This is a genomic window from Anabaena sp. UHCC 0187 (assembly GCF_009712035.1).
GTDB lineage: Bacteria > Cyanobacteriota > Cyanobacteriia > Cyanobacteriales > Nostocaceae > Dolichospermum.
The window spans coordinates 48,844-73,614 of record NZ_VILB01000009.1; the positions used below are offsets into that span (position 1 = coordinate 48,844).

General features: G+C 36.7%; 17 protein-coding genes. 7 read left to right on the forward strand and 10 right to left on the reverse strand.

Annotation, left to right across the window (positions count from 1 at the left end):
* Positions 1 to 133: 133 nt before the first annotated feature.
* Positions 134 to 2,815: an RNA helicase gene (locus FJR11_RS07985; RefSeq protein WP_168503177.1), complete on the reverse strand. Its 2,682-nt coding sequence runs from the start codon at positions 2,813 to 2,815 to the stop codon at positions 134 to 136.
* A 269-nt stretch (positions 2,816 to 3,084) separates the two neighbouring features.
* On the opposite strand from FJR11_RS07985, the gene FJR11_RS07990 reads away from it, so the two are divergent.
* The 7 genes from FJR11_RS07990 (at position 3,085) to FJR11_RS08020 (ending at position 13,194) form a co-directional block, all read left to right on the forward strand.
* Positions 3,085 to 4,116, forward strand: coding sequence for a restriction endonuclease (locus FJR11_RS07990; RefSeq protein ID WP_168503178.1), 1,032 nt, complete (start codon positions 3,085 to 3,087; stop codon positions 4,114 to 4,116).
* Positions 4,113 to 5,432: a DNA cytosine methyltransferase gene (locus tag FJR11_RS07995; protein WP_168503179.1), complete on the forward strand. Its 1,320-nt coding sequence runs from the start codon at positions 4,113 to 4,115 to the stop codon at positions 5,430 to 5,432. The genes FJR11_RS07990 and FJR11_RS07995 overlap by 4 nt, the downstream gene beginning before the upstream one ends.
* 309 nt (positions 5,433 to 5,741) lie before the next feature.
* Positions 5,742 to 6,890 (forward strand): VWA domain-containing protein, encoded by a 1,149-nt coding sequence (locus FJR11_RS08000; protein WP_168503180.1) that lies wholly within the window; start codon positions 5,742 to 5,744, stop codon positions 6,888 to 6,890.
* A gap of 18 nt (positions 6,891 to 6,908) precedes the next feature.
* Positions 6,909 to 10,160: a tubulin-like doman-containing protein gene (locus FJR11_RS08005; RefSeq protein WP_168503181.1), complete on the forward strand. Its 3,252-nt coding sequence runs from the start codon at positions 6,909 to 6,911 to the stop codon at positions 10,158 to 10,160.
* A 72-nt stretch (positions 10,161 to 10,232) separates the two neighbouring features.
* Positions 10,233 to 11,843 carry a hypothetical protein gene (locus FJR11_RS08010; RefSeq protein WP_168503182.1) on the forward strand — a complete coding sequence of 537 codons (1,611 nt, stop codon included), beginning with the start codon at positions 10,233 to 10,235 and terminating at the stop codon, positions 11,841 to 11,843.
* Between the two features lie 38 nt (positions 11,844 to 11,881).
* A complete protein-coding gene (locus FJR11_RS08015) occupies positions 11,882 to 12,625 on the forward strand; it encodes a flagellar motor protein (protein ID WP_168503183.1) in 744 nt (247 codons plus the stop codon).
* Positions 12,626 to 12,687: 62 nt separating this feature from the next.
* Positions 12,688 to 13,194 (forward strand): hypothetical protein, encoded by a 507-nt coding sequence (locus FJR11_RS08020; protein WP_168503184.1) that lies wholly within the window; start codon positions 12,688 to 12,690, stop codon positions 13,192 to 13,194.
* 73 nt (positions 13,195 to 13,267) lie between these two features.
* Here the strand turns inward: FJR11_RS08020 and proC are convergent, their stop codons facing one another.
* From proC to FJR11_RS08065, 9 genes are all read right to left on the reverse strand, one after another.
* Entirely contained in the window at positions 13,268 to 14,083 is an 816-nt protein-coding gene (gene proC, locus FJR11_RS08025) for a pyrroline-5-carboxylate reductase (RefSeq protein ID WP_168503240.1), read from the reverse strand.
* A gap of 96 nt (positions 14,084 to 14,179) precedes the next feature.
* A complete protein-coding gene (locus FJR11_RS08030) occupies positions 14,180 to 14,782 on the reverse strand; it encodes a cell division protein SepF (RefSeq protein WP_168503185.1) in 603 nt (200 codons plus the stop codon).
* A gap of 367 nt (positions 14,783 to 15,149) precedes the next feature.
* Complete coding sequence (locus FJR11_RS08035; RefSeq protein WP_168503186.1) at positions 15,150 to 15,818, reverse strand: YggS family pyridoxal phosphate-dependent enzyme; 669 nt, start codon at positions 15,816 to 15,818, stop codon at positions 15,150 to 15,152.
* Positions 15,815 to 16,093, reverse strand: coding sequence for a transcriptional coactivator PipX (pipX, locus tag FJR11_RS08040; RefSeq protein WP_027402694.1), 279 nt, complete (start codon positions 16,091 to 16,093; stop codon positions 15,815 to 15,817). The genes FJR11_RS08035 and pipX overlap by 4 nt, the downstream gene beginning before the upstream one ends.
* A 415-nt stretch (positions 16,094 to 16,508) precedes the next feature.
* Positions 16,509 to 18,368, reverse strand: a complete 1,860-nt coding sequence (locus FJR11_RS08045) for a hypothetical protein (RefSeq protein WP_168503187.1) — start codon at positions 18,366 to 18,368, stop codon at positions 16,509 to 16,511.
* A 139-nt stretch (positions 18,369 to 18,507) separates the two neighbouring features.
* Positions 18,508 to 18,813, reverse strand: a complete 306-nt coding sequence (locus FJR11_RS08050; protein WP_168503188.1) for an acyl carrier protein — start codon at positions 18,811 to 18,813, stop codon at positions 18,508 to 18,510.
* Positions 18,814 to 20,142: a condensation domain-containing protein gene (locus tag FJR11_RS08055; protein ID WP_168503189.1), complete on the reverse strand. Its 1,329-nt coding sequence runs from the start codon at positions 20,140 to 20,142 to the stop codon at positions 18,814 to 18,816. It lies immediately after the preceding gene.
* A 160-nt stretch (positions 20,143 to 20,302) separates the two neighbouring features.
* Positions 20,303 to 21,946 carry a PfaD family polyunsaturated fatty acid/polyketide biosynthesis protein gene (locus tag FJR11_RS08060; RefSeq protein ID WP_168503190.1) on the reverse strand — a complete coding sequence of 548 codons (1,644 nt, stop codon included), beginning with the start codon at positions 21,944 to 21,946 and terminating at the stop codon, positions 20,303 to 20,305.
* Between the two features lie 96 nt (positions 21,947 to 22,042).
* The gene (locus FJR11_RS08065; RefSeq protein ID WP_174762970.1) at positions 22,043 to 24,727 is read right to left on the reverse strand and encodes a PfaB family protein; all 2,685 of its coding nucleotides are present in this window, start codon (positions 24,725 to 24,727) and stop codon (positions 22,043 to 22,045) included.
* Between the last annotated feature and the right edge of the window lie 44 nt (positions 24,728 to 24,771).

The window sequence follows — 24,771 nt, forward strand, 5'->3', positions numbered from 1 at the left end:
CTGGGACAGGCAAGACTTGTACTGAGCAGTTCGACAAGCTCACTGTAACACTTGTCGATAGCGCAGCGTGGCGTTAGCCATAGTATGCCCGTCCCACAATGGTTTTATTTAAATATGGTGTGCATTTAGCTAATTACTCCATTGCTTCATTTACAGGGAATCTATCAATCAATTGCATCGCCCGTTGAGCATTCCGCCGCAACATATCTGGTAAATTAGGAACATGAGGAATCTGGGATAATAAATCCAGGGTGCGGCGTAAAATTCGCACCACGTCCCCTTCATCTAAGGTGGTTTTCTCACATAATGCTTTCCACTCTACCCCTAATGCCCACTGTTCTACCAAGGAAATTAGACTGATAAAACGAGTTTCCAAACCCACTGGTAAGGCTACCCCATGACGATACTGCACCTTTAATACAGAACGACGAATCGGTTGCAATGTTAGCCAAGCTGCATCTGCTTCTGGAGATAGATTAAAGTCAACCTTAGTATCTGGACGAGGGCTTTCAGTCACCAAAGCGGCTATTACTGCTGCTAAGTTATGGGGACCAATATTATCTAACTCTCCACTGGACAGAACTAAACCTAACCACAATTCATTCTCACCCCGAATAGCCGCAGCAATTTGTCCTAATTTTGTGGGGACTAAACTATCTAAACATTCAAAGGATTGCAAGATTTCAATTAAACAGAGAAACTCTTCCCAATATCTTTGGGATTGTAATGATACTTGCTCTTGTAAATGTTCAAGTTCTGCTTCTAATTCGACACAACGCGCTCTATTTTTAAATATTTTGGCAATATTCCCCGATTTATAAATGGGATGGGTTTCTAACTGTTCTTGAACCGCAGTTAAGCGACTGAGTTGCTCCTGTACCTCTGTCGGTAGATGGTTAAATTCTTCAGGATTGGGTATACTCTGAGCGATCGCAATGGTGCTTTCATCACCACGGATTGATTGTCCTCGTTTCAAGCTCAATTCTGAAGGTGGTATTAGCTCCGCTGGAACTTCTACCCGTGGCATTTCCGCATACATATCTAATATGTCTGCTGAAGTTGCTACATACCAACGGTTATTTTGCCCTAGGCAGACAAAGTAAGAGGTTTCACCCACACTCACAGCTTTGTCAACCAACACTACTGTTATCGGTAGGGGTGACATAGCGTTTCTGTCGTTGAGACTCAACATAGTTCCAGATATGGCAAAATCTAGCATCATTGCCAATTGTGCCTGTCTATCTTCCTGTGCTTGTTCTTGCAAGGTTTTGAAAATTTGCCGTTCTACTTTCAGCCGTTGACGCAATTTTTCATATTGCATCAATTCATTTTCATCAATAGCTGCCAATTGTGACTGAATTTGCGATAATTGTCCTTGAACTTGCGCCAGTTCTTCAAAATCTGGTTGCAAATGCAAGTTGGACATATATTGTCCAAAACTCCGTTCTATCAGTTCTCTGGCTTTTTCTATGGTGTGAGTTTGCAGCAGGTTCAATACCATGCCGTAACTGGGTGTAAACTGACTAACTAAAGGATCAGCCTTAGATGTAGCTAAATATGACGCTTCTTTTGCTCCTTCAAAGGGTGTCTGCAATGTCACTACATAACCTTGTAGATCCATGCCTCGACGACCAGCCCGTCCTGCCATTTGCAGGAATTCCGAGGCATTGAGTAAGCGGTGTCCATTATCAGTCCGCTTAGACAAAGTAGAAATTACTGTTGTCCGGGCGGGCATATTAATTCCCGCTGCTAAGGTTTCCGTAGCAAATACGACTTTAATTAGTCCCTGTTGAAATAGTTCTTCGACTAATCCTTTCCATGCTGGTAAGATGCCGGCATGATGGGCAGCTATGCCTCGATACAGTGGGGCAACTTGTCCAGCCCTACCAGCATCGGGATTTTTGCGTAAAAATTCATCAATCTGTTGCCGCAGGATTTGGGATTCATCATTATTAACTAACCATAAATCACCAACCTCTTCAACGGCTTTATCACAACCCCGACGACTGAAAATAAAGTAAATCGCGGGGAGCATATCCCGTTCTTGGAGTTGGCTCAGGGTATAAATAATACCGGGCGGTTCTGGTCTACCAGCTTTGCCTTTTTCCCAATATCCTTTTTTCGCCTTTTTGACTAAGCGGGGATTAATTTTGGTATTGGTTTCATTTAATAACGGAAATAATCCTTTGGGATTACAAAAGTTAAATTCTAAGGGAACGGGGCGAAAATCCGAGTAAATTAGGTCTGTTGGCCCATGAACATGATTTAACCAACTGGTAAGTTGATCACTGTTGGCAACGGTAGCGGAAAGGGCTACAAGTTGGACGGCACGGGGACAGTAGATAATTGATTCTTCCCACACTGTACCCCGTTGGCGATCATTCATGTAGTGGCACTCATCTAGCACCACAGCCTCAACATCTGTCAAGGAGATCCCGATTTGTCCTATGGGTGTACCATAGAGCATATTGCGGAAAATTTCTGTGGTCATGACCAAAATTGGTGCATCCCTGTGAATGGAAGCGTCTCCGGTGAGGAGTCCAACTTGATCAAAGCCAAATTTTTCGCGGAAGTCTCGAAGTTTTTGATTAGATAACGCCTTGAGGGGAGTGGTGTAAAACACCCGTTTCCCGCGAGATAAGGCGCGATAGATAGCATATTCCCCGATGAGGGTCTTTCCTGAACCTGTGGGCGCACAGACAACTACTGAACGGTCAGCATTGAGGGAGGCGATCGCTTCTTTCTGGAATTGATCTAATTCAAAGGGGAATATTGACTCAATGTCAATTTCATTAGCGAAGGGAGAATAATTCACTCAATCATAATTTACAAGCAGACTATCCACTATCATAACGTGATTAGTGATTTGCTACGTTGAGAGGAAAAGCCCAAGTTGTGAAGGGATGACTGAGCTTTTTTTAATTACTTTACTATTTCAGCAATTTTGCGGAGAACTTGACAGGCAGATTCTAATTCGCTTTGGTTGGATAGTGGGGCTTTGCTCACCAGAGGCAATTATCTTTTGTTTATTCTCTTGTCAAGAGCTAAAATGCTTGTCATGCAAGCTCAATCAAAGATTATTATATGCCGAATTACGCTAGAGACATAACTACTTTACAGTCCTACGCTGCAATGTGGTGGACTGAAAGTTTAAAGGATGAAAATGCGACAATAAGTGTTATTCCTAGATTACTTGAGACACAAGAAGATTTCATTTCAATTTTACAATTGAGTAAAAAGAACCCCATGCAAGTCTTCGAGCTTGTCGAAGCAGCGAAGTTTCCCGCAAACTTATTCCTAAAACACTTGGTTATTATTTCGGACTATGGTGGTGAACCCATTCAAAGACTGGGAAAAAGTTTCACAGATATTTTTACTAAAAGAGATAAGACGGGTAAACCAGTCATGGATTATGTCTGGAGAGGAACAAATTACCAGTATGTCTTTGAGTCAATGCCCGTCAAAGGTTTAGGTAATGAAAAGCTTGATATTGATGGAAATGGGTTGCAATCAGATAAACCTTTTGACAGCCTTAAACGTGACATGACGATGATTTTGCTTCATGCCAGCACTTCTGATGTATCCGAACAAGCTGGTTTAGAGGTTTGTCTTCTGGGTTCTTTGCTTGGTGATGAAGCTGGTTTAGAGCGTCATATAAAGCAAAGATATATAGTTGTCAGTCGAATAACAGGTGGTGCAAATGCAAATTCTTTAGGACAATTAGCACAACGTTACATTGTCAAGTACCTGAAAGAAAAATTGGGAAATGAATTCAATATTACCAGTAATGGATCAATTATATTGCAGGGTTATGGTAAAACCACTGGAATGCCCTTTGATGTAGTTGTCACGAAAGGAGGTAAAAGTGTGGGAATTGAAGTTAGTTTTCAAGTAACAACCAACAGCACAATAGAAAGAAAAGCAGGACAAGCAGCCGAAAGACAAGCTCTGATCAACGCTGCTGGTCACAAAATAGCCTATGTTATTGATGGGGCTGGAAATTTCCAACGCTCTGCTGCTATCTCTACAATTTGCAAGCATAGCCATTGTACAGTTGCCTATTCTGATAGTGAGTTTGACATTTTAGCTGATTTTTTGCGTGAGAGTTTGCCATGATTCGTTTTATTGATCTTTTTGCAGGTATTGGTGGAATGCGCCTCGGTTTTCAGCAAGCGTGTGATGTTTTGGGCATAGAATCTCAATGTGTACTTAGCTCTGAAATTGATAAAAAAGCTATTGAAACTTATATACTAAACTTTGATGATAAACCGACTGGAGACATCCGAGAAATTGATCTAATACCTGAATTTGATTTTATGCTTGCTGGTTTTCCCTGCCAATCTTTCTCGTATGCGGGTAAACAACAAGGCTTTGGAGATACCAGAGGAACGCTCTTTTTTGAAATTGAAAGACTACTAAAAATTCATAAACCACAAGGTTTTATGCTTGAAAATGTCCGTGGTTTAACAACACATGATCAAGGTAGAACCTTTAAAACAATTATTCATGCTTTGGAACAAATTGGTTACGGTGTTCATTATCTTTTACTCAACAGTAGTAAATTTGGTGTACCACAGAATCGTGTTCGTATATACATATTAGGGCTACTTGGTAAAAAGCCAATAATTACACTTATGTCAGATAGAGGTGCTACTGACTCTCATACTTTTAAGAAACAGCAACATCAGCTAAGTCTTTTTGATCATACTGATGCAGTTATCAAGGTTAAACATATTCTGGAAAAAAAATGTTCTGAAAATTATTATCTCTCAAAACAATTTGAACAGCAACTTTTTGATGCTGTAGATGGTCAATTTGAAAAACTTCATGGTATTCGGCTTATTGACTTTCGTGGAGGCAATTCTATCCATTCTTGGCATTTAGGTATTAAAGGCAAGTGTACGCAGGATGAGCGTGATTTTATGGATGCCTTAATATCCCATAGAAGGCATAAAAAATTCGGTGATCACCAAGATGGTAAAAGCTTAACTATAGAACAAATTAAGACATTTTTCGATCATGAAAATATCGAAAATATTATTAATTCACTCATGGAAAAAAAATATCTTAAAGAAATGAATGAAAGGTATAATCCTGTGAGTGGAAATATGTCTTTTGAAGTTTTTAAATTTCTCGATCCAGAGAGTATTTCCATAACCCTGACATCATCAGATGCGAATAAGTTGGGTGTAGTCCAAAATGGGCGACCCAGAAGAATAACGCCTCGTGAATGTGCAAGATTACAAGGCTTTCCAGAGTCTTATATTCTTCATTCAGATGATAGTGCAACGTATAAACAATTTGGTAATGCTGTAAGTGTGCCTGTAATTCAAGCAATTTTAGAGGACTTCATAGCAAATAATACTCTCACAAAAGTAACTTTTTGTTCTCCTGCGATAGCTCCGCTCGCGGAAGGCAACACATCCAGGTAAATCTGGAATGTATGCAGAATAGTTACTACCTGCCCACTCGTAAACTACTGCATAGTTTTTCATCGCTTGTCCTCCAGTTGTGCTTGAGAGAAAATGCTCACATTGAGCGCAAAAGCACAAGTTGTGAGGTCAAGGACAAGTTGCTGAAAATCTTGCTAATATCTCTGCTCAAGAAATTAGTATTCCTACCATTGTTCTTTTTGAATTACAAGTTGGCATTGCTAAGTCCACTTCACCCGCAAAAGCGCAAACTTGAAGACTCTTTGTGTGATAATTCTGATACACATTATTTAATGGGCTATAGGGTTTGTGACTTTGACAAAAATTACCCCTGGACAACCACTGACTGATACGCAAAGAAATGGCTTACAGTTAGTATCCCTGTGGGGTGGGGGTAAACGTGATGTTGTTTTAGCTATTGATGTCACGGAAAGTGTAGGTTTAAATGATCAAGGCCGGATTCGTTTACGTCAGATAGTGGCAGACAGTCTCAAACCTGGTGATTCTGTTTATGTTGTTCCCTTTGCTCAAAATTTAGTTTTTGATGAGATTATATCTGTTGAAAATCCATTAGGAAAACCTATATATTTTAGAGATAAAAATTCAGAAAATATTAATAAAGTATTAGCAAAAATTCCTTTTAATTCTGACCCTAACCGCTATGGAACAGATATTCAAAGAGCAGAGTTAACAGTATATCAAGGTATTGCCCAGATTAATCAAAATCGAGTTTCCAACAATCAACCAATTAAGCCGCAATCGGTTGTTTGGATTACTGATGCACCGTTATCTACTAAACCAGGAATTACTTCCGAAGTTTGGATAGAAACTCCTGCTAATAGTCCTTTCAGAATTGCGACATCACCGGAAAGTCAGGAAAGACAGGGTTGGATTAAGGCTTTATCATTCAAAGAGCGATCGCTCATCATTAAAAACCAAGATAATAAAGATTATAAACTATCTGTAGTAGACCTTAATCCTACAGTTCAAGAAATTTGCACACCAGCACCAGGAGGACAAGAAACTTGTTTAGTTAATCCTTATTTATTCAAACAGCTATGGCTGCCTAGTTTAATTTTATTATTAATATTTGCATCAATGGTAGGGAGTATATTAAAATATGCTAAATTACAGAAAAAATGGGATTTACGAGTCAAGCTTGAAAGTAATGGAGAATATGAAGAACAAATATGTAGACTACCCAACAATAAAAAAATCGCCATTGGTGAATATGATCCTAGCTGTGTAGATTCTATTGACTGTCCAGGTGGAGAAATCAGAGCTTATTTAGAACGGAAAGGAGAAAAACTTTATTTAGTTCCCAAGGAAGATACAAAAATTCAACTTAACAACAGAAAAGTTACATCACGAACTCTCATATCAAGTGCTAATTTTACTCTAAATTGTCCAGATTCACGCCAAAAAGACTACGAAATATCTATCAAAATCAAGAAATAGTTTATAGGAGAAAAATCCATGACTCAAGCATCTACAAATGAAACCCAGTATAGAGGAATTAATCGGACAATTTGTATCGGTTTAGGTGGAACTGGTAGAGATGTATTAATGCGAATTAGAAGATTAATTGTTGACCGTTATGGAGACTTAAATAACTTACCAATTGTTAGTTTTGTTCATATAGACACAGATAAAGCAGCAACACAAGTCACAGGGATTAGAACAGGAAGTACCTATCATGGTGTTGATCTGAGTTTTAAAGAATCTGAAAAAGTCAGCGCTACCATGTCATCGAAAGATGTCACCATGTTTGTAGAAGGACTAGAACGGCGTTCAGAATATAATAGTTATGGTCCTTATGATCATATTGGAATCTGGTTTCCGCCTCAATTATTGCGGAATATTAAAGCAGTAGAAGAAGGTGCAAAAGGTATCAGACCTGTAGGAAGATTAGCCTTTTTTCACAACTATCAAAAAGTAAAAACAGCAATTGAAACAGCAGAAAGACGCACCAGAGGACATGAAGCTTTATTGCTGAAATCCGGCTTTAAAATAGATCCAGGATTAAGTATTTTTGTTGTTGGTTCTCTTTGTGGTGGTACAGGAAGCGGGATGTTTTTAGATATTGCTTATAGTCTGAGAAATCTTTATGGTGAACAAGGCGCTCGCATTTTTGGCTATTTAGTAATTAGTCCAGAATTGTATGGTAATACTACTAGAATGATTGCGAATACCTATGCTGCATTAAAAGAACTAAATCATTACAGTAATCCTGGTACAGAATTTGCAGCTTGTTATGATATTGAAAATTTATCAATTATTCAAGAAAAACGTCCACCTTTTGATTATGCTTATTTGCTATCTCATCAAACAGGGGGAGAATATGAAATACTTACCCAAGGTAAGCTATGTAATGTAATTGCTCATAAAATAGGTTTAGAATTTTCTGGTGAATTAGCTCCAGTGATTAAAGGAAATCGAGATAATTTTCTACAACACCTAATTCAATCGGACAAACATCCTCGTCCTAATAGCCAGATATACTTAACATTTGGACTATCGGCAATTTATTTTCCTCGTGATACTATCATTCAAATAGCCTTAACAAAAGTTAGTTCAGAATTAATCAAATTCTGGTTAAATGGTAAAGGTCAAAGTCCTGATCCTATCAACTTACTTGAACAATTTTTAATTCAACATCACTGGCATAATGATTTAGTAAAACGAGATGGATTAACTAATAAATTAGCGGAGTCTGTAGAAGAATCTAACAAGACTTTTAGTAATAGTATCAAAACTTGGCAGACTAAATTATCAAGGTTAATCTCCGAATCTAAAAATAAAGATGATCGTGTAAATATTCGTCAGCAGTTAGCGACAGAATTTTATAAACAATTTCGCACTGTGCAACCAGGAGAAACAGAAAGTATTCGCGGTTATTGGTTAACTAAATTGATACAAGCTGCTCCTAAAATCATCAAAGAACTTAGCACGAATATTGATGATTATTTAATTAAGTTACTTACACCAATAGAGGCTAACTTTGCTATTAAAAATGGTCGTAATTGGTTAGAAGCATTGCAATATGAATTGCATAAATATCAACGTGATTTGCAAGAATCAATAGCTGACTTGGGGGGAATGAAACGCATAGAAGACGTAGAAAGAAAGTGGGATAATACTGACCAAATTATTGAAGAACTGGAAAATAGATTTATCCTGATTGGCAATTTAAAGAATAATCAATTTCAAGACGAATGTAAAAAAGCTATCCAGGAAGTTTGTAAACTAATTAGGCATAATTTTGATTTAACAGTTATCCAAGAAACACTAAAAATTGTTAGTCAGTTACAAAAGCACGTTCAAGAAAGAGAAAAAGAAGTTGCTGCTTTTAGCAGTTTAGTAGAAGACTTACAAAGTGCTTATGAAAAAGAGGAACGAGAATTAAAACAATTAAATTTTGATGAAATGAGTGGAGAGGCAATTTTTGATAGTGAAGATATAGAGCTTTGCTATCAGACAATGTTACCAGAAAATGATCTGCGTCCGCAATTAGTCTTAGCAAGTTCAGCAATTACAGAAACATCGGGTAAAGGTTCATCTTTGGCATTTTTCCTAAATATAGAAAGAGCTACATACTCCCAGCTAAAACAAGAAATTGATCCCACAGTTGTTAAAATATTTGCTTTTCGTGGTAGCAATATTGTCAATTCTGTAATTAAACGCTTCATGCGAAAATATTCATCATCTGCTGGTTCAACTCGTTTAACACAAATTATGCAGGAAGCTCAACCCTTACTGCGGTTAAATTTGAATGATCCTTATTTCCGAGACGAGGATGATAAAAGTAGTAAATTAGTAGGATATAAAGATACAGATGAATCAGATGTGACAGATTTCAAAAAACTCCTCACACAAGATTTAGGGATTTCTACAAGTGTTTTAAAAGCAATACAAGCAGATGATGAAATCTTAATTGTCAATGAGTATGCAGGGTTTCCATTGAGATTAATTAGTAGTTTGGAAAGAATGAGAAATCCATATTTACGAGAACAAAGTTCTGGAACATCTTTTTTACATAATGATTCTCGTGCTTCTTTTCCTGATATCATTCCCCCAGATGCTAGAAGAATGGAAGAACTGGAGGATATTTTTTATCCTTGTTTAGCATTAGAATTGTTACAAGAAAATCAGAAAAATAAGGAATTAGAATTTCAACATTATGATTCTTTCCAAGATAGTTACTATACTGCTGCTGTCAGTGAAAACTGGATGGAAGCCTTGGAAGATTTGGCAAATAACCGCAATATGGCGGATACTTTGCAGAAGATTTTAGATGATACAATTTCTAAAATGCAAAATAATCCGAAATTATGGGAAAATGAATATCTGCCGAAACTACGTCAATTTCCAGATAAGTTGAAGCAAATACCCGAAGATAGTCAAAATTTTCCCTATATACAAAAAGTATATGTCTCACCAGACAATATTCAACCTACAGTTAAGGAAGGGGTAATAAATCGTTTTTGGAAGAAAATGGAAGGTAAATTGAGAAATACAAATTCTCTTCCACCCACAGACAATATAGAAAATCAAAAAGCTCTTACTGGTGAAATAGTTCGTAATTTTTCTACAGAGAATAATAATCAAAATCAAGATAAATTACGTTCGGAATTAGCACGAGTTAAAGAATTGTTGGATGATGACTTGATTACTCAAGAAGATTATGAGATACAAAAGAAAAGAATATTACAGAAATATCTAACCTAAAATAGCCTTTTTATGGGTAGTTAATCACTACCCACTTTTAATAATCTTCCTACACTACCAAAGGTCATTTTTATGCCACCATTACCACCTTACTTAATTTTTGTCACTGTTTTTCTGGTTGTCATTCCATCTCTAATTACTATTTTTCTTCGTGTATCTCTTTATCGCTATTTGATAACTTCGACTAATAAAATCCAAAGATTAATTAACACGGGACTACGCGGAGAACAACCAAAAATTGTTCAAACATTAGAAGATAGATTTCAGCAAGCTAGTAAACAGTTAGAACAGGTAAATACAGGAGCATTAATAGATCAAATTTATAGTCAGGAAAAAATAAATGGTAAGGGATTAACCTGTGAACAAATAGATTATTTATGTCGAATTTTACCAAATTTATTGTTAGCATTTGGATTATTAGGAACTTTTTTAGGTATCACCATTAATTTATCTACTTTGAGTCAAACAATTAATCAAGTTAATGCAAGTGATGTTAGTAATTTAGTTACTGAATTAAAGAAACCATTGGAAGGAATGAGCATTGCATTTACTACCAGTTTAACAGGACTATTTTTTAGTGCTGTGTTAACAGTATTCAATTTTCTTTTTAATAGTGGACTTGCTAAATATCGTCTGATTAGTTCTTTAGAAGATTATCTAGATAATATTTATCTTCCTGAAATTCAGGGTGATAATCGTCTTGATAAAATAGTCAATAAAATGGTATCCCAACAAGATGTATTTTTAACAAATTTCGGGGAAACAGTGCGGGAAGCTGTAGAAAAATCTATGGGAAAAGTAGCACAGCAAATTGCTGACGGAAATAAAGAAGCTACAGAATTAGCTAAACAAGTTTATGAAAGATTTACGGAAGCATCTGGTGTTATATCTAGTGCTGCTAATGAATTTAAAAATTCTATGACAGAGTTAAATTCAACATCTCAGATATTTAAAGAGTCGGCTGAAACTTTCAATGAAAGTCAGTTTCCTTTAAAATTATCATTAGCTACAGTAGATTTGAGTAATACACAGCAAAAATTTTCGGAATCAGCAACAAGTTTAGCTCAAACAACGGAATTGATTATAAATGCCTTAATTGAAATAGAAAATTGTAGTCAAAGTTTAATTAATTTAGGGGAAGATATTAAAGGTATTCATCAAACCTCAATTCAAGTATTAGATTTACATCAAACCAACCAAAATCTTTTAGGTGAAATTATTCCTCAACTTCAAGAAGGAGCTAATAGCTATGAAAAGGCAGTTAATAAACTGGATGCTTTAGATCAAAAAGTACATGATAAAGTTAATAATTTAGATGAATTAATAACAGCTATTAATCATTTATTGGAAACCGTAAAAATATATACTTCAGAAGTTAATTTTAGCATTGCAAATAACCCACAAATTCAAACTTTTGTGGATAGTATAGAAGGATATGTCCAGCAATTTAGTCTTGAATTTGCTAATATTCAATCAGATTTAATCAAATCCTTAGAAAATAATAATTCCCAACTAATTTCCGAGTACCAAACTGTGAGTAATACTATAATTCAAGGAATTAATAAACAAACCAGTATCAATACGCAAGGTTTTCAAAGGGTCATCGGTAATCTTCAGGAATGTAATAAAAATCTTTATGATACAAAAAATTCTATTATCAGACTCAAAAAAGAGGGCGAATAGCAAAGTAAATCATATTCATTCACAAAGACATTTAACTTATGGCACGTCGTTCACGCTACACTGAATACAATGAAGATTTAAATGTTTGGCAAGCATTTACAGATTTGATGTCTAATGCTTTTATGATATTAGTTTTATTTTTATTTCTGACTATTATTATATCGCAAATCACTAAAGATAAAAATAAACCTGCTCAAAATTCAGTCACTTTAGCTGTGAAAGTCAAACAATTAGAGGATCAAGTAAAATATTTAAAAACCAAAATAAAGCCAGAAAAACAATCAACAGATACACCCCCAATCATAGTTATCAAAGATCAAGGTGATTATAGATTCGCTTCTGGTAGTGCGGAAATTCCTGCGAAAATGTCAATTTATATATTGAATCAAATAGTGCCGGAAATAGAAAAAAGGACTAAACAATATGGTATTAATGTTGTGGAAATCATTGGACATACAGACGGACAAGCTAATGGTAAAGTAATTAGTAATTTAGATGTAAATTTAGAAAATGTAGCTAGTGGTAATTTAAAAGTAGGAAAACTACAAGCAGGTTCTAATGCTGATTTGGGATTAATGCGGGCTTTGTCAGTTGTCACGGTCTTGGGTGAGATCCAAAAAAAACAAGGTAAACTATCTGGACTATCATTTCGTGCTTATTCTGCGGCACAATTAATATTACCAAATGGACAATTTGCAGGGATAGCGCGGAAAGAGGATGTCACCCGAAGACGAATTGAAATACGCTTTACCCGCTTGGGAGAAGTCCAAGAAGTTCGCTAAAAAATCACATTGATACTGGTAGATTGGATCAACAACCTCACCTCTTACCCTTACTTTGAATTATGCCAAATCTTCACGAACTAATTGACAGTAATTTCCATCATCCACACTACGGACGATTACTACAGCATCGTGATCATCGTAATCCCAGTATTTTACACTACTCCGTACAACTTAATGATTGGGATTCTCTAGCGTGGGAACCAATTCATGCTGGTAAAGAAAAAGATACTGGAAGGCTGGCAATTTGGCCTATTGATTGGAATCATTTTCAACCTGACCAAGCACGAAGTTGGCACAGAGAACAGATACATCAGGCTTTGCATATTTCTGTGAAAGAGTTTCACGAAAACTGGCACTATGAACTTTATCGCTTCAATTGCGAACATTGGGCGCGAGTTGTATCAACAGGAGACTGTAGATGCTACCAGATTGCTGAGTTCAAAAAGTTGCAAGACATTCCTGTTCTCGGTTTTCTGATTGTAGGTTTTGCTGGAGCAGTAACAGGCGCATGGGAACATAATGGATATGCTCAAAAAGTAGTTGAAAAAGTTTGTAGTGCAGCATAATAATCTATCCCTTTCAAGGTGAATAAAAACTTGAGTGAAAAAAAGATTTTCGAGTCACCTTGAAAAGTTATTATCACCCTTTCCCCAATTCTTGAGCGCGTTCTTTTGAGGCTTTCACGGCTTCAATAACAGCGGAACGAAAACCGGCTTTTTCCAAGGCGCTGACACCGGCAATAGTTGTCCCACCAGGACTGGTAACTCTGTCTTTGAGTTCAGCGGGATGGATTTTTGTTTCTTGTATTAGTGTGGCTGTTCCTAAGACTGTTTGTACAGCTAGTTGTTTAGCGATCGCTCTTGGTAAACCCACAGCCACACCACCATCGGCTAAAGCTTCGATCATCAATGCCACATAAGCCGGGCCACTGCCAGATAATCCTGTCACCGCATCCATGAGGCTTTCCGGTACTTCCACAACTTCCCCCACAGCGGTGAAAATCTGCTGTGCTGTTTGTTGGTGATGGGGATGAGTATATGCACCTAAAGAAATTGCCGTTACCCCTGCGCCTACTGTGGCGGGAGTATTAGGCATAGCCCGAATTATGGGAACTTGGGGAAAGGCTGCTTCCAATTGTTTTAAAGTTACACCCGCCAGTATAGAAATAATTAGGGGTGAATGTTCTGTGGGGAGAATATCTGCTAATTCTTGGGCGATCGCACTAAATATTTGGGGTTTAATTGCCAACATCACCGCTGTTTTTGCTTCCCCTAACACTAGGCTGTTATCTGTGGTGACAACTACCTCATATTTCTGCTCTAAATAACTGCGGCGTTCAGCTTGGGGTTCACTGACGATGATTTCTGAACCTTGATAAATACCACTGATAATAAGGCGGGATAATAGAGCTTCTCCCATTACCCCACCGCCAATTAAGCCAAATTTTATATTCATTTTCATTAGTCACTAGTTAGTGGTCAATTATTAATAGTTAATCATCCTTGTCAATTAATTGGGGATTTAAAACTATGAACTAATGACTAATTTAGCCTACTGTGCCATGCGAGTGGGTTCATTTCCCCAAGTAGGAGTGGCTGCTGTGGCTGCGGGACGGACGGGACGGGCTGCTGGTTGGGGTACTTCATGGATTAAACCACCTTGGGTGCTAACTTGCACGCAACTGGGGGTAAACAAGAAGATGCTTTCACCAATTCGTTCTTGATGTCCGTCTAAGGCATAAGTACCACCAGCAACAAAGTCAACTGCTCGTTGAGCTTGGTCGGGGTCCATGATGGTCAAGTTCAATACTACTGATTTGCGTTCGCGCAGTGCTTGAATCGCCTGGGGCATTTCTTCAAATGTGCGAGGCTCAAGGACTAGAACTTCAGAGATTCCATTAATTGCGCCTGGCATACCAATAACGTTACTCATAGGTTTAGATACTGTTGCAGCTACTTCTTCTGTAGTTGTGGGTGAATTTTCCCGCCAACGCCGATTGGGAGGAGTAGTTTCCTGTGGGGCTGGTTGGGGATTTTCCTGTTGATAGATATTCTGATAATTATTGGCTGTATCAGCTTCTTCTTCGTAGTATTCGTATTCTACCTGCTCATTCAACCCTACAAAATCCCTGAGTTTAGAAAATATATTGCTCATGTTGTATGCTCCCGGATTAAAATTCCCCTAATTTTCCTGGCTATAAGTTACATTAAAGTCCCTTGTAGGCAGTAGTCGTAACTATAGTAGATGTTTGACGTAGCAATTGTACTACTGATTTTAGTCTTTAGTACAAATTCTCAATTATCAACAGATATTCATGTTAATGCCTGCACATTAACGAATCTGTAACAATGAGTTAAAATTATAGCCTAATGATCCTTAAAAACAAAGGTGCTATTAAACCTTTTTAAATTCAGGATTACTGACAAGCGTATTATATTTTTTGACAATTAACAATAGTGGAAAATATAAGTTCTCAAATGATTGTCAATCATCCTGTCTGGGATCACAGCCCCAGTCATGACTAAGAGCGTTGACCAAACAAAATTGTACCTAATCTTACCATTGTTGCTCCTGCTTGCACTGCCAATTGGTAATCCCCAGACATACCCATTGATAACTGCTGCATTGTAATATTTGGCCAATTTTGTGATTGGATGGTTTGTGCTAATTCATACGTACTATTAAATACCGTTAAAATTTCTCCATCCGCCAACCCTTGAGGCGGAATTGTCATCAAACCTTGAATTCGTAAATTCTGACATTGATTGAGTGCTGCCAAGTCAGCAAATAATTCTGGAACCATCCAACCAGATTTATTCGCGTCGGGGAGAATTTTGACTTGTAAGCATACATTCGGAGTCACTCCCATTTCTTGCGCTAGAGTATTTAAGCGTTGGGCCAGCGGCAAGTTATCAACGGAGTGAATCCATTGAAATAGTTCTAAGGCTTTTCTGGCCTTATTAGTTTGTAGATGTCCAATTAAGTGCCAGGTAATATCCGATAAATCTTGTAACTCGGCTTGTTTACTGGCAGCTTCTTGGATACGACTTTCGGCAAAATCACGAACTCCTGCGGTGTATGCTTCCCGCATTAATTCAGTAGATACTCTTTTTGTAACAGCAATCAACCTCACTGTAGATGGGAGTGAGGCGCGAATGTGAGCAAGGCGATTGCTAATGGAACTACTCATTGGAATGTGCGCTGAAATACACCTTGAAGTTGCTCGTACTCCTGAGAATTACCACTGCGGCGCAAAGTACGTAAGCGATTTTCCAGCATCATTCTGGCTTCAGTCCGGCCAATGGGCTGAAATTTCAGAACTTTTAGTTCAGTTGTTACCAGGAAAAACAAGCGTTGGGCATAGAGTGTGGTAAACAGATCCTGGTTCTCATCAACCATACAGATCCTATAGAGTAAACCCCAAGTTGGATGATTTATGTAAGTTTCTGAGTTTTCTGGATTCATTTCCTAGTCAAGGTGGGGAGTATATATAGCCGGGAACGGGAAGCGAGCAATAGGGAACAGGGTTGCAAGTCTTGTGGTGTCTAAGTGTTGTGATCACTATATGTTCTCATTTAACTGACAACCGCTATAACTTGTTCTGTAATTAACTAACATTCAGAGGATAGTATATCCCTTCCGTCAAAATTTTCGTTGACAGTGCGAAACTAACGATCTTCTTGACAGTTTCCCAAGCGGAACACACTCTTTTGAGTATGTGATCACGAAACCTAAGTTTCTATGGTGTTGCATGGGCTTCTTTCCATCCTGCCACAATTCTCTCCCAACGGCGCAAAGATGGACATTTATCCAGCCGGCATATAGCAGGAGTCAGGATGAAGAAAGGAAATTTTTCCCCTAGACCCCTACACCCTACCTGTTAATGATTCTTAAGAGATGGGAAATTTTTACCACCTAGTTCAATTTGTCCAGTTACGCACCCAGTTTTTAACCTATTTATTAGATACTCTAAATCATGAGCAATAAAATTTGTCCCATGATCTGGTTCTACTAAGCTAATTAAATTGACATCTTTTATTATTTGATTACCTAAATCAGCAATTCCTAGAAAATTGAAAACGCCTGATTCATAAGTTCCACAAGGTACAGAAGGATTATTCATCCCCACACAATATTCATTTTCTTGAAACCAATCAAAAGCAGGATAGCCATGAAAGTGAACGATGGGCGCTCCATCTTTAATTAATTCTGGTGTGTATAAAGCCGCTGCTAAACTAATAGCTAACATGACATAGATATCATAGGAAGGTTTGGTATCTGCCGTTTTTGCACTACTTCCTAATGGTAATTGCAGATGTAATTTATCTTGTAACCCAATCCGAAGAATATCAGTGTCAATATTTAAATCTGTTTTATTCGCACCAGAACGAGAACTCACTAGCCAAATATCAGGTATTTGCTTAAATTGATTTTCGCCATTGATATGTAGTTTTATATAACGTCTACCTTGTTCATTTTGGCGAAGTTCATAACTATGAAATCCCACTACAGGTAATAAATTTTCCCATTCATCAATAGTGATTTCTGGTTGACCTACATAATGGGGAGGTTCGGCATAAGCGACAAAACCATAAGATACTCCTGTTCTGCCATTAACAATGACATCCACAATATCTCTATGGGATTTTCTTTTAATAACTTCGTCTAATTTAAACCCGGCAGGAAATAAACCTGTAGATGCTAATTCTTGCCCTAGTTTTACTAATTTATCAGCATAGTTTGATAAGTGAGGATTATATTCTCCTAGTTCAAAACGACTAATTAATAGGGGAGTAATTGGGACAAATACTTTGGGAACAAGTGATTTTAAGGCAAAATCCTCAATTTCATCGGGAGCAAACTTAGAATCAGAAAGATTCATATTCAGAATCGAAAATTTTTCATTAGATACACCAATGACAATTTCTGAAAAGGTTTTAACTAGTGTATTGATGCCAATGCGGATTTTTTCTGTATAGGGTGTGAGCGGGCTAACAAATTCACTGTCTATATCCGTGAGAATTACGACTTGTGTATTCGTAGGATCTTCAACATATTTAGCCGCATGATCCTCAGCCCAACTACTCAATTTAGCGATTTGGATCACGGACATTTGTTGTTTCTCTTTTAGCCATGAATAAGATAATTTATACCAGGTTTCAGCTACAAAAATTCCTAATTTTCTTACCCATGAATTTGGTCTTTCTACATCAACAACAGCATCAATATCTGCTCTAACTCCCTGCATTTTCAAGGATTTATGCCAGTTAATAATGGGAATTTTAATGGTATGTTTTAATTCGGTTGTGGCTTCTTTCCAGGGAATTACTTTCACACCTTGCTTTTGAAGACAGAATATTAATTGTTGCCGAAATCTAATAATAACTGGATTATGATAATTATCAGGTAAAGGTCTAAAAGTAACTTTCAAGTTTTCCGCCATGAATTTAGGGTTAATAATTGGGGGTTGATATCCTGTGGGTGATTCTCCAGAAAAGCCGCCAATTAATTTACCAATAGTCTGTAAACTAATACCCTGAATTAAAGGTTCATGAGCATAGTTATCAGTAACATTCATTTCCTGTATTAGTGCTAAAATGTCTGATTTATATGTAGATATTTCTAATTGTATTTCTGGAGTAATTACTCCTTTGGGAGAACGAATATTAAGTTTGCTATTTTCTGCCCAAAATAATACACCTTGTTGAGTAAGTTTTGCTAAAATTTCTGCTGCGCTCATAAGAAATCTCCCTTATTTAAAAATAAGAACTTAGGAAAGAGGACACCTGGCTGAATTAGGCTATCCTAATCTAGCGAAGTGTCCCAATAATCAAGGAGGAAAAACTAAATTGTCAGGAATTAAACAGAATTTGTAGAGGTTATAACTGGATAATTTCTGACTGGGAATTTTCTAATTCTTCAGATAGTCTGAAAGAAAGTTCTTCAATGGTAGGATAATACCAAAGATGGATAAGTGATAATTTAAATCCTAAAAACTTTTCGGCTTTACTAGCGATAATTATGGTTTGTGCTGAGTCTAAACCGTAACTATCTAAAGGTTCACGAATATTTATTTCTTCTGGGTTAACTCCCAGTAAGGAGGAAATTTCGGAAACTAACCAAGCTTGAATTTTAGTGGCGTTATCTTGGTTGTCAGGTAGGGAATTAGAGAGATTATTATTCATTTATGTGCCTCCTGGTATTAAGTAATGAGATGAATTTTTGATGATACAATCAAGGCAATTATCAACAAGTTTTTCCATAGTTTGCCGATTAATTGAAGGTTGAGAAAAGACAAAGTTTAGGGTCATTTTTTCCTGAAAAGTAGCAGCGTTAACAATAAACATCCCTGCATATAAAGCATGAGAACCAGCAAAACTGATTTCTTCTAGTTCTAATTCACCATAAGTGTGGGGAATATTGACTTTACCAACATTAGAAACTGAGACTGTAGGAGATACTTGATTGGGGAATAATAAAGAAAAATTTATGAGGTGTTTAGCTAGAAATATCATTTGAAAAATCTCTCCTTTGTTAATTTTTTTATTTAAGTTATGCTTTATTTTTCGTGCTAATTCCCAAAAAGTCATGTTATTTGTAATTCGATAAAATTCCATTAATGACGTTGCTAGAACTGTCATATTTTCCTCACTAATTCTAGCCTCTAAGCGTCTTCTTAAATCAAGATATGATAAACAACTGACTTTAATATTATTTTCATGACTTTGAATAACTGTTTTGCATACTGTTAACATTAATGCTGCACATAAGGCACTTTGTACTGTAGTATTTTCTTGTCTACATTGCTGAATAAAATCTTGTGTTGATGCTTGGTTAAGTTGTCTATGAATAATTTCGGAACGTCTTTGAGAAATAGGAATATACTTTTCTACTTTCAGTGCTTTTGGCTGATTCCAATATTTTTGAAATGCAATATTTAATAACAAAGAAATTCTACCTAGCTTTCCTTTAAAACTATTTGTCCAAGCTGGTAACAGTTTTTCAACGGGTGGCAGAGTTTCTAGCGTAGTAACGTATTCAATAGACGTACCTTCGGTAATTTTTTGACAATAGGTTAAAATTTCTGAGTGAAGTTGGATGCTTGATAAACCGTCGGTAATAGCATGATGTGTAGTTGTAATCAGATAATTGATATTCTGCTGATTTGATATTTTTACAAGTAGCACTCTCAGCAGATATTTACTACTATCAATTACTTGATTCATTTCTGCATTAACGACTGCTTCCCATTCCTGACTTTCTATAATATTAACAACTTGGAAAGGAATTTTTCCTGTACCTTTGGACTGATAATAGTAAGATTTTCTAGAGTTAATAATGTGAGAATTAAGGGCAGGATGACGATATTGCAAAATATCTAAAGACTGTCTAAGAACTGTTTCTTGGATATTTCCTCGAATCCGGCTAATAGTAACTACATTCCATGTTTTAGCCTGTTGATTCAGGATTTCCATTGTTTCTTCTAACTGTCCCAATTTCCTATTTATAGACATATTTATTACCAATTGCTAAACAAGAACTATCGAAATAGTAAAAATGTAGGTTGGGTTGAGCGATAGCGTTCACGTATCCCTGACGGGAGGCGTTAGCTATACTGTGCCAAAGGCATAACCCAACATTATCATTATTAAAGATTTACTTGGGTTTCTTTCCTTAACCCAATCTACTTTGTGGCTGATATTGGCTGAATTCTTCTGGCATTTGTAAGCCTTGAATTTTTAAATTTTGAATGCGATATAAATAGGCTGCACCTGTCATAATTTGATCGGCTATATCAACTACTCGACGATTATTGATATCTGCTAAATAAGAACCACGTACCCAATTATTAAAACTTCCCATAGCTGGGCCACACCAAATTTGATAATCAATTTCTCGACCTTTTTCTCCACTATTAGACCAGCGGGAAGATAATCCTAAATACCAGCGAAATATTAAGGCCATTTTTAGTTTGGGATTGCTGTCTGCTTTTTTTAATTTTTCTGGGTTACGTTGAGATAAATAAGTAGATGTTTCTTGCCAAATTTCGGCAATTGTTTTTCGCAAAATTTGTTTTTCTAATTTTTCTATTTCATCTGGGGGAATTTCGGCAAAGGAATTATAATTTTTATATAATTCCCCTAGTTTTTGAGCGCGGAGGGGGAAAAGAGTTCCTCTTTTAAGAACTTGCAATTTTACGCCCATTTCAAACATATCTGCTGCGGGTGCCATCATTACATCAGTCATTTCTGCTTCAGCTAGGAGCTTTTTTGTATATTCAGAAGTCCCAGCTTCAAGGCAAGATTGATTAATAGAACCGGTGACAATATAAGCTGCACCCATCATTAAAGCTGCTAGTGCTGATTGAGGTGTGGAAATTCCCCCAGCTACCCCGATTCTTACAGGTTTTTCATAATCATATTTGCGTTGAATTTCGTCTCTTAATTCTAAGATAGAAGGTAATAAACAAACCAAGGGACGATTATCTGTATGTCCTCCTGAATCTGCTTCTACGGTAATATCATCAGCCATAGGCAGTTTCGCAGCCAGATTAGCTTGCAATTCAGTAATTAATCCTTGTGCAACTAATTGATTCAGAATTTTTGTGGGTGCAGGTTGGAGGAATTTAGTAGCAACTTCCCGACGGGAAACTTTGGCAATGATTTTATTTTTGATTTCGATTTCATTGGCTGAATTTAAACTTAGTCCCGCCGCTCGATAGTAGACGATATTATCACTTAAATCTAAAAATGCAGAGGCTTCAATTATCCTGACTTGGTGCTGTAAATACAAATCAATTAAACGCCGTTCGATAGCAGGTTCACTAGGACTATGCAGTAAGTTAAAAGCATAGGATTTATTATGTAAAGCCTGTTTAATTTTGTGAACTGCTGTTTCTACACGGGCAAGTGATAAACCTCCTGCACCAAATGAACTTAAAATGTTGGCTTTTCCCAGGGCAATTACCATTTCTTCAGATGCAATACCTTGAGCCATTGCCCCAGTCATATAGGCATATTTTACGGCATAAAACTCTAGAAAACTGGGATCACCTAATTGATTTAAGCCGATAGAAGGGACAGTTAAAAACATTTCTAATTTCTTGGTTTTACCATTAGCACTATATGATAAACTGCCTTCATTGCTAATACCAATTTGTCCTTCTCTATTCAGAATATAACAAGGGGAATTTAAATTCATCAGTTTATTTTTAATATTTTCTGCATCAAAAGACACAGTATTTAAATCGCCTTGCCATCCTTGGTAATTGTTATTCATTGAAGGAGAAAATTTGAGTTGTTGATGTTGTTTCAACATAATTTTTGAAGTAAATACTCTATTGAAATGGTTATATATTCAACTTGAAAATTTGGATAGGCATCTTGCCTATCCCACAAACATTACTGTGTATTTCTACTTTTCTTTTCTCGGTTCTAGCACCATTTTTTTGTACAAATCTAATTGCTGCTGGAGAAAAAGACTAAGTTGTTGAAGTGATGTTTGCCGGGACTGTAATAAAAAGCCGTGTGCTTTAGCCAGACGGGCATTATTATCATTTAAACTTTGATAACTAGGGATGGATTTAATTTTGCGTTCATAATTTAACAAAGAATTATCTTGAAAAAATGACTGATTCTTGCAAGGAATATCTTGATCAAATTTGATATTTGGCAAAGAATATAATGGTGATAAATCCAACTCAACTCGATGACTAAATAGTTTAGCTAAGGCTTTGATAATAGAGGTATGATCATCTACACCTCTTCTATTCAAAGATACAGTTAAATGTTCTTTATTTTTGAGAGTTTCGCTAATCCACCGGCTACAGTTACCACCAACACCGACTTCAATGAAGATTCTGATATTATCATTATAGACATGATTAACTAAGCGAGGAAAATCAAGTTGATGACAAAGGGCTGTAGCAATATTTTTGCCTATTAAATGACTATCAATGTTCATTGGTGAGTATTCGGCAGCAGAATAGAAAATTGTGGCTGAATCTGCTTGAGTGGGCAAGGTATTTACTTTCACCAATTCATCATATTCAGAGTGCATTGGTTCACAATGAATTACATGATTAATTGATGTGGGAAAAGCATCACATTTTAAAGTTTCGATGACTCTTTGACAAGCTTTGGTTTCACCAGCAATAACTACTTCTTCAGGTGTATTAATTAAAGGCATATAAACCCGTTGTTCATTTTTTAACACTTCTCGGACTTGGGAAGGTGAACATATTAAGATGTAGTTACTCCAAAATTCTGCGCTTTTTTCTTCATGAATTAAAGGTAATCCCCAATGCTGCCGAACTGCATTTTTAGGGCCAGATAGTCGGGTTTTAAATAGAGGTGATGAATTCAAATAATCACTGGTACTTTTAAAGCTAGTCCAGACACCTTGGGCTAACATCATGCTAGTTTCACCCAGGCTATAGCCAAAAGCATAAGGTGATTGAATCTGGAAATAGTTTTTCAGAATTGCCGTCATTAATCCGGCAATACCAACTTCTGATTCCAGCATGGAAACTGGATCATCTATTAATGTTTGTTCTATGCTTTCTAGTTGTCTTCTTGATAATTTATTGATGCTACGAGGATAGAGAATTTTTTCAATGTTGGCGACTCGATTATAAACACTTTTAATGACGAGATCATTATGTAGTTGTGGAAAAAGACGGAAGATATTTCTTCCTAGTCCGATATAAGAAGTAAAAGAACCAGGATAAACAAAGGCAACATGACCTTTTTTTCCTTGGGGATTAATGGTAAAATAACTACCAAGGGGAGTTTGCCAGTCTTTACCAGTAGCAAAAGCAATATTTACTCCCTGAATTGCCCTTTCAATTTCTCTTTTTAGTTCTTCTGGATTTCGTGAGAGAATTGCTAAAGCGTAGGTTGATTTTTGATATTGTTGATATTTTTGGAAATAATCACTAGCCAGTTGTGATAGGGAAGAAACATCTGTGAGATTTTGTTTAAGTGCAGTAATTTGTGTTAATAAAGCAGCACGATCATCAGCCGCAATGGCAAATAAATAATAAGGCATTTCTGCTAAATATTTACTACTGCGTTCTATTTGGCTGATTTCTTCTGACAAAATTAAATGTCCATAAATATGATCTTCTTCTATCATATTTACCGCAGCAACCCTTTTATTTGCACCAGGTTCTAAAAACCAAGGTTTTGATGCTACAGCTACATAAAAGGGACTTCCGCGCCAAATTTCTGGCTGTTTAGGATTAGACCATTGGGGAACACCGGGAATATAACGATGATATAGACAAAGTGCGGTTTTGATCAGGCTAAATATGCCGGCGGTGGCTTGTGTGTTGCCAATATTTGCTTTAACGCTACCTAATCCACAACTCAGATTTCCTGTCCCTGTCTCATAAGCTGATATTAAACCTTGAATTTCTGCTGTATCTGCGTTGGGAATCCCACTAGCAACAACTTCTAAATAACCAATATCTGCGGCTTTAATATCTGCTATTTGCAACGCCTCCTGACAAGCTTTGGTAACAGTTTCTAGGTGATTTGGAGAATGTTTCACCACACTCAAACCATCAATGACTGCATAGATGCAATGATTTTGTTGCTGGGCTGTTTCATGCAGTTGTAATACTACGGCGGCTGCACCTGCTGTTTTAATTACATCCTTAGCTTTTTCGTCATAACTGAAACTATATGCACCCGTATTAATTTCTGTCGAGTAATTTCCATCTATCCCGACAATTAAAACAGCTTCAACCTGCTGGCTAGTTAATAGTTTTTGACTTACATCCAAAGCTGATAAAAACGACTTCTCTTCCGCAAAAAATGCTAATTCAGCAGAAATATAATTAGCTAACTTGGCAGAATTTTCTGTGGGAGAAATGATGATTAAAGCTATTTTTGTTTCCGGTTTAATTTTAGCATTCTCTAAAGCAGAATTGATCACCTCTCGACTTAATGGAGTTTGCTGATAATCTTCAGGTGTCACTGAATTTTGCTTGCTTTCATAAATCAGGCGTTCAAATTTATTTAACGTTGGTGAATTACTAACAAAACAATCCATACCGACAATTGCTAACTTTTGATTTTGTGCAATTGATTTCATTCTCATTCTCCATTTTTATGATGTTTCGCGCAATCTCTCTTAGA

Bases quoted from the DNA above. Each gene is read 5' to 3' on its own strand.
- pipX (WP_027402694.1), bottom strand. From the start codon at position 16,093: ATGAATCCAGAAAACTCAGAAACTTACATAAATCATCCAACTTGGGGT.
- proC (WP_168503240.1), bottom strand. From the start codon at position 14,083: ATGAATATAAAATTTGGCTTAATTGGCGGTGGGGTAATGGGAGAAGCT.
- FJR11_RS08065 (WP_174762970.1), bottom strand. From the start codon at position 24,727: ATGAAATCAATTGCACAAAATCAAAAGTTAGCAATTGTCGGTATGGAT.
- FJR11_RS08020 (WP_168503184.1), top strand. From the start codon at position 12,688: ATGCCAAATCTTCACGAACTAATTGACAGTAATTTCCATCATCCACAC.
- FJR11_RS08015 (WP_168503183.1), top strand. From the start codon at position 11,882: ATGGCACGTCGTTCACGCTACACTGAATACAATGAAGATTTAAATGTT.
- FJR11_RS08035 (WP_168503186.1), bottom strand. From the start codon at position 15,818: ATGAGTAGTTCCATTAGCAATCGCCTTGCTCACATTCGCGCCTCACTC.
- FJR11_RS07990 (WP_168503178.1), top strand. From the start codon at position 3,085: ATGCCGAATTACGCTAGAGACATAACTACTTTACAGTCCTACGCTGCA.
- FJR11_RS07995 (WP_168503179.1), top strand. From the start codon at position 4,113: ATGATTCGTTTTATTGATCTTTTTGCAGGTATTGGTGGAATGCGCCTC.
- FJR11_RS08005 (WP_168503181.1), top strand. From the start codon at position 6,909: ATGACTCAAGCATCTACAAATGAAACCCAGTATAGAGGAATTAATCGG.
- FJR11_RS08045 (WP_168503187.1), bottom strand. From the start codon at position 18,368: ATGAGCGCAGCAGAAATTTTAGCAAAACTTACTCAACAAGGTGTATTA.
- FJR11_RS08050 (WP_168503188.1), bottom strand. From the start codon at position 18,813: ATGAATAATAATCTCTCTAATTCCCTACCTGACAACCAAGATAACGCC.
- FJR11_RS08055 (WP_168503189.1), bottom strand. From the start codon at position 20,142: ATGTCTATAAATAGGAAATTGGGACAGTTAGAAGAAACAATGGAAATC.
- FJR11_RS08060 (WP_168503190.1), bottom strand. From the start codon at position 21,946: ATGTTGAAACAACATCAACAACTCAAATTTTCTCCTTCAATGAATAAC.
- FJR11_RS08030 (WP_168503185.1), bottom strand. From the start codon at position 14,782: ATGAGCAATATATTTTCTAAACTCAGGGATTTTGTAGGGTTGAATGAG.
- FJR11_RS08010 (WP_168503182.1), top strand. From the start codon at position 10,233: ATGCCACCATTACCACCTTACTTAATTTTTGTCACTGTTTTTCTGGTT.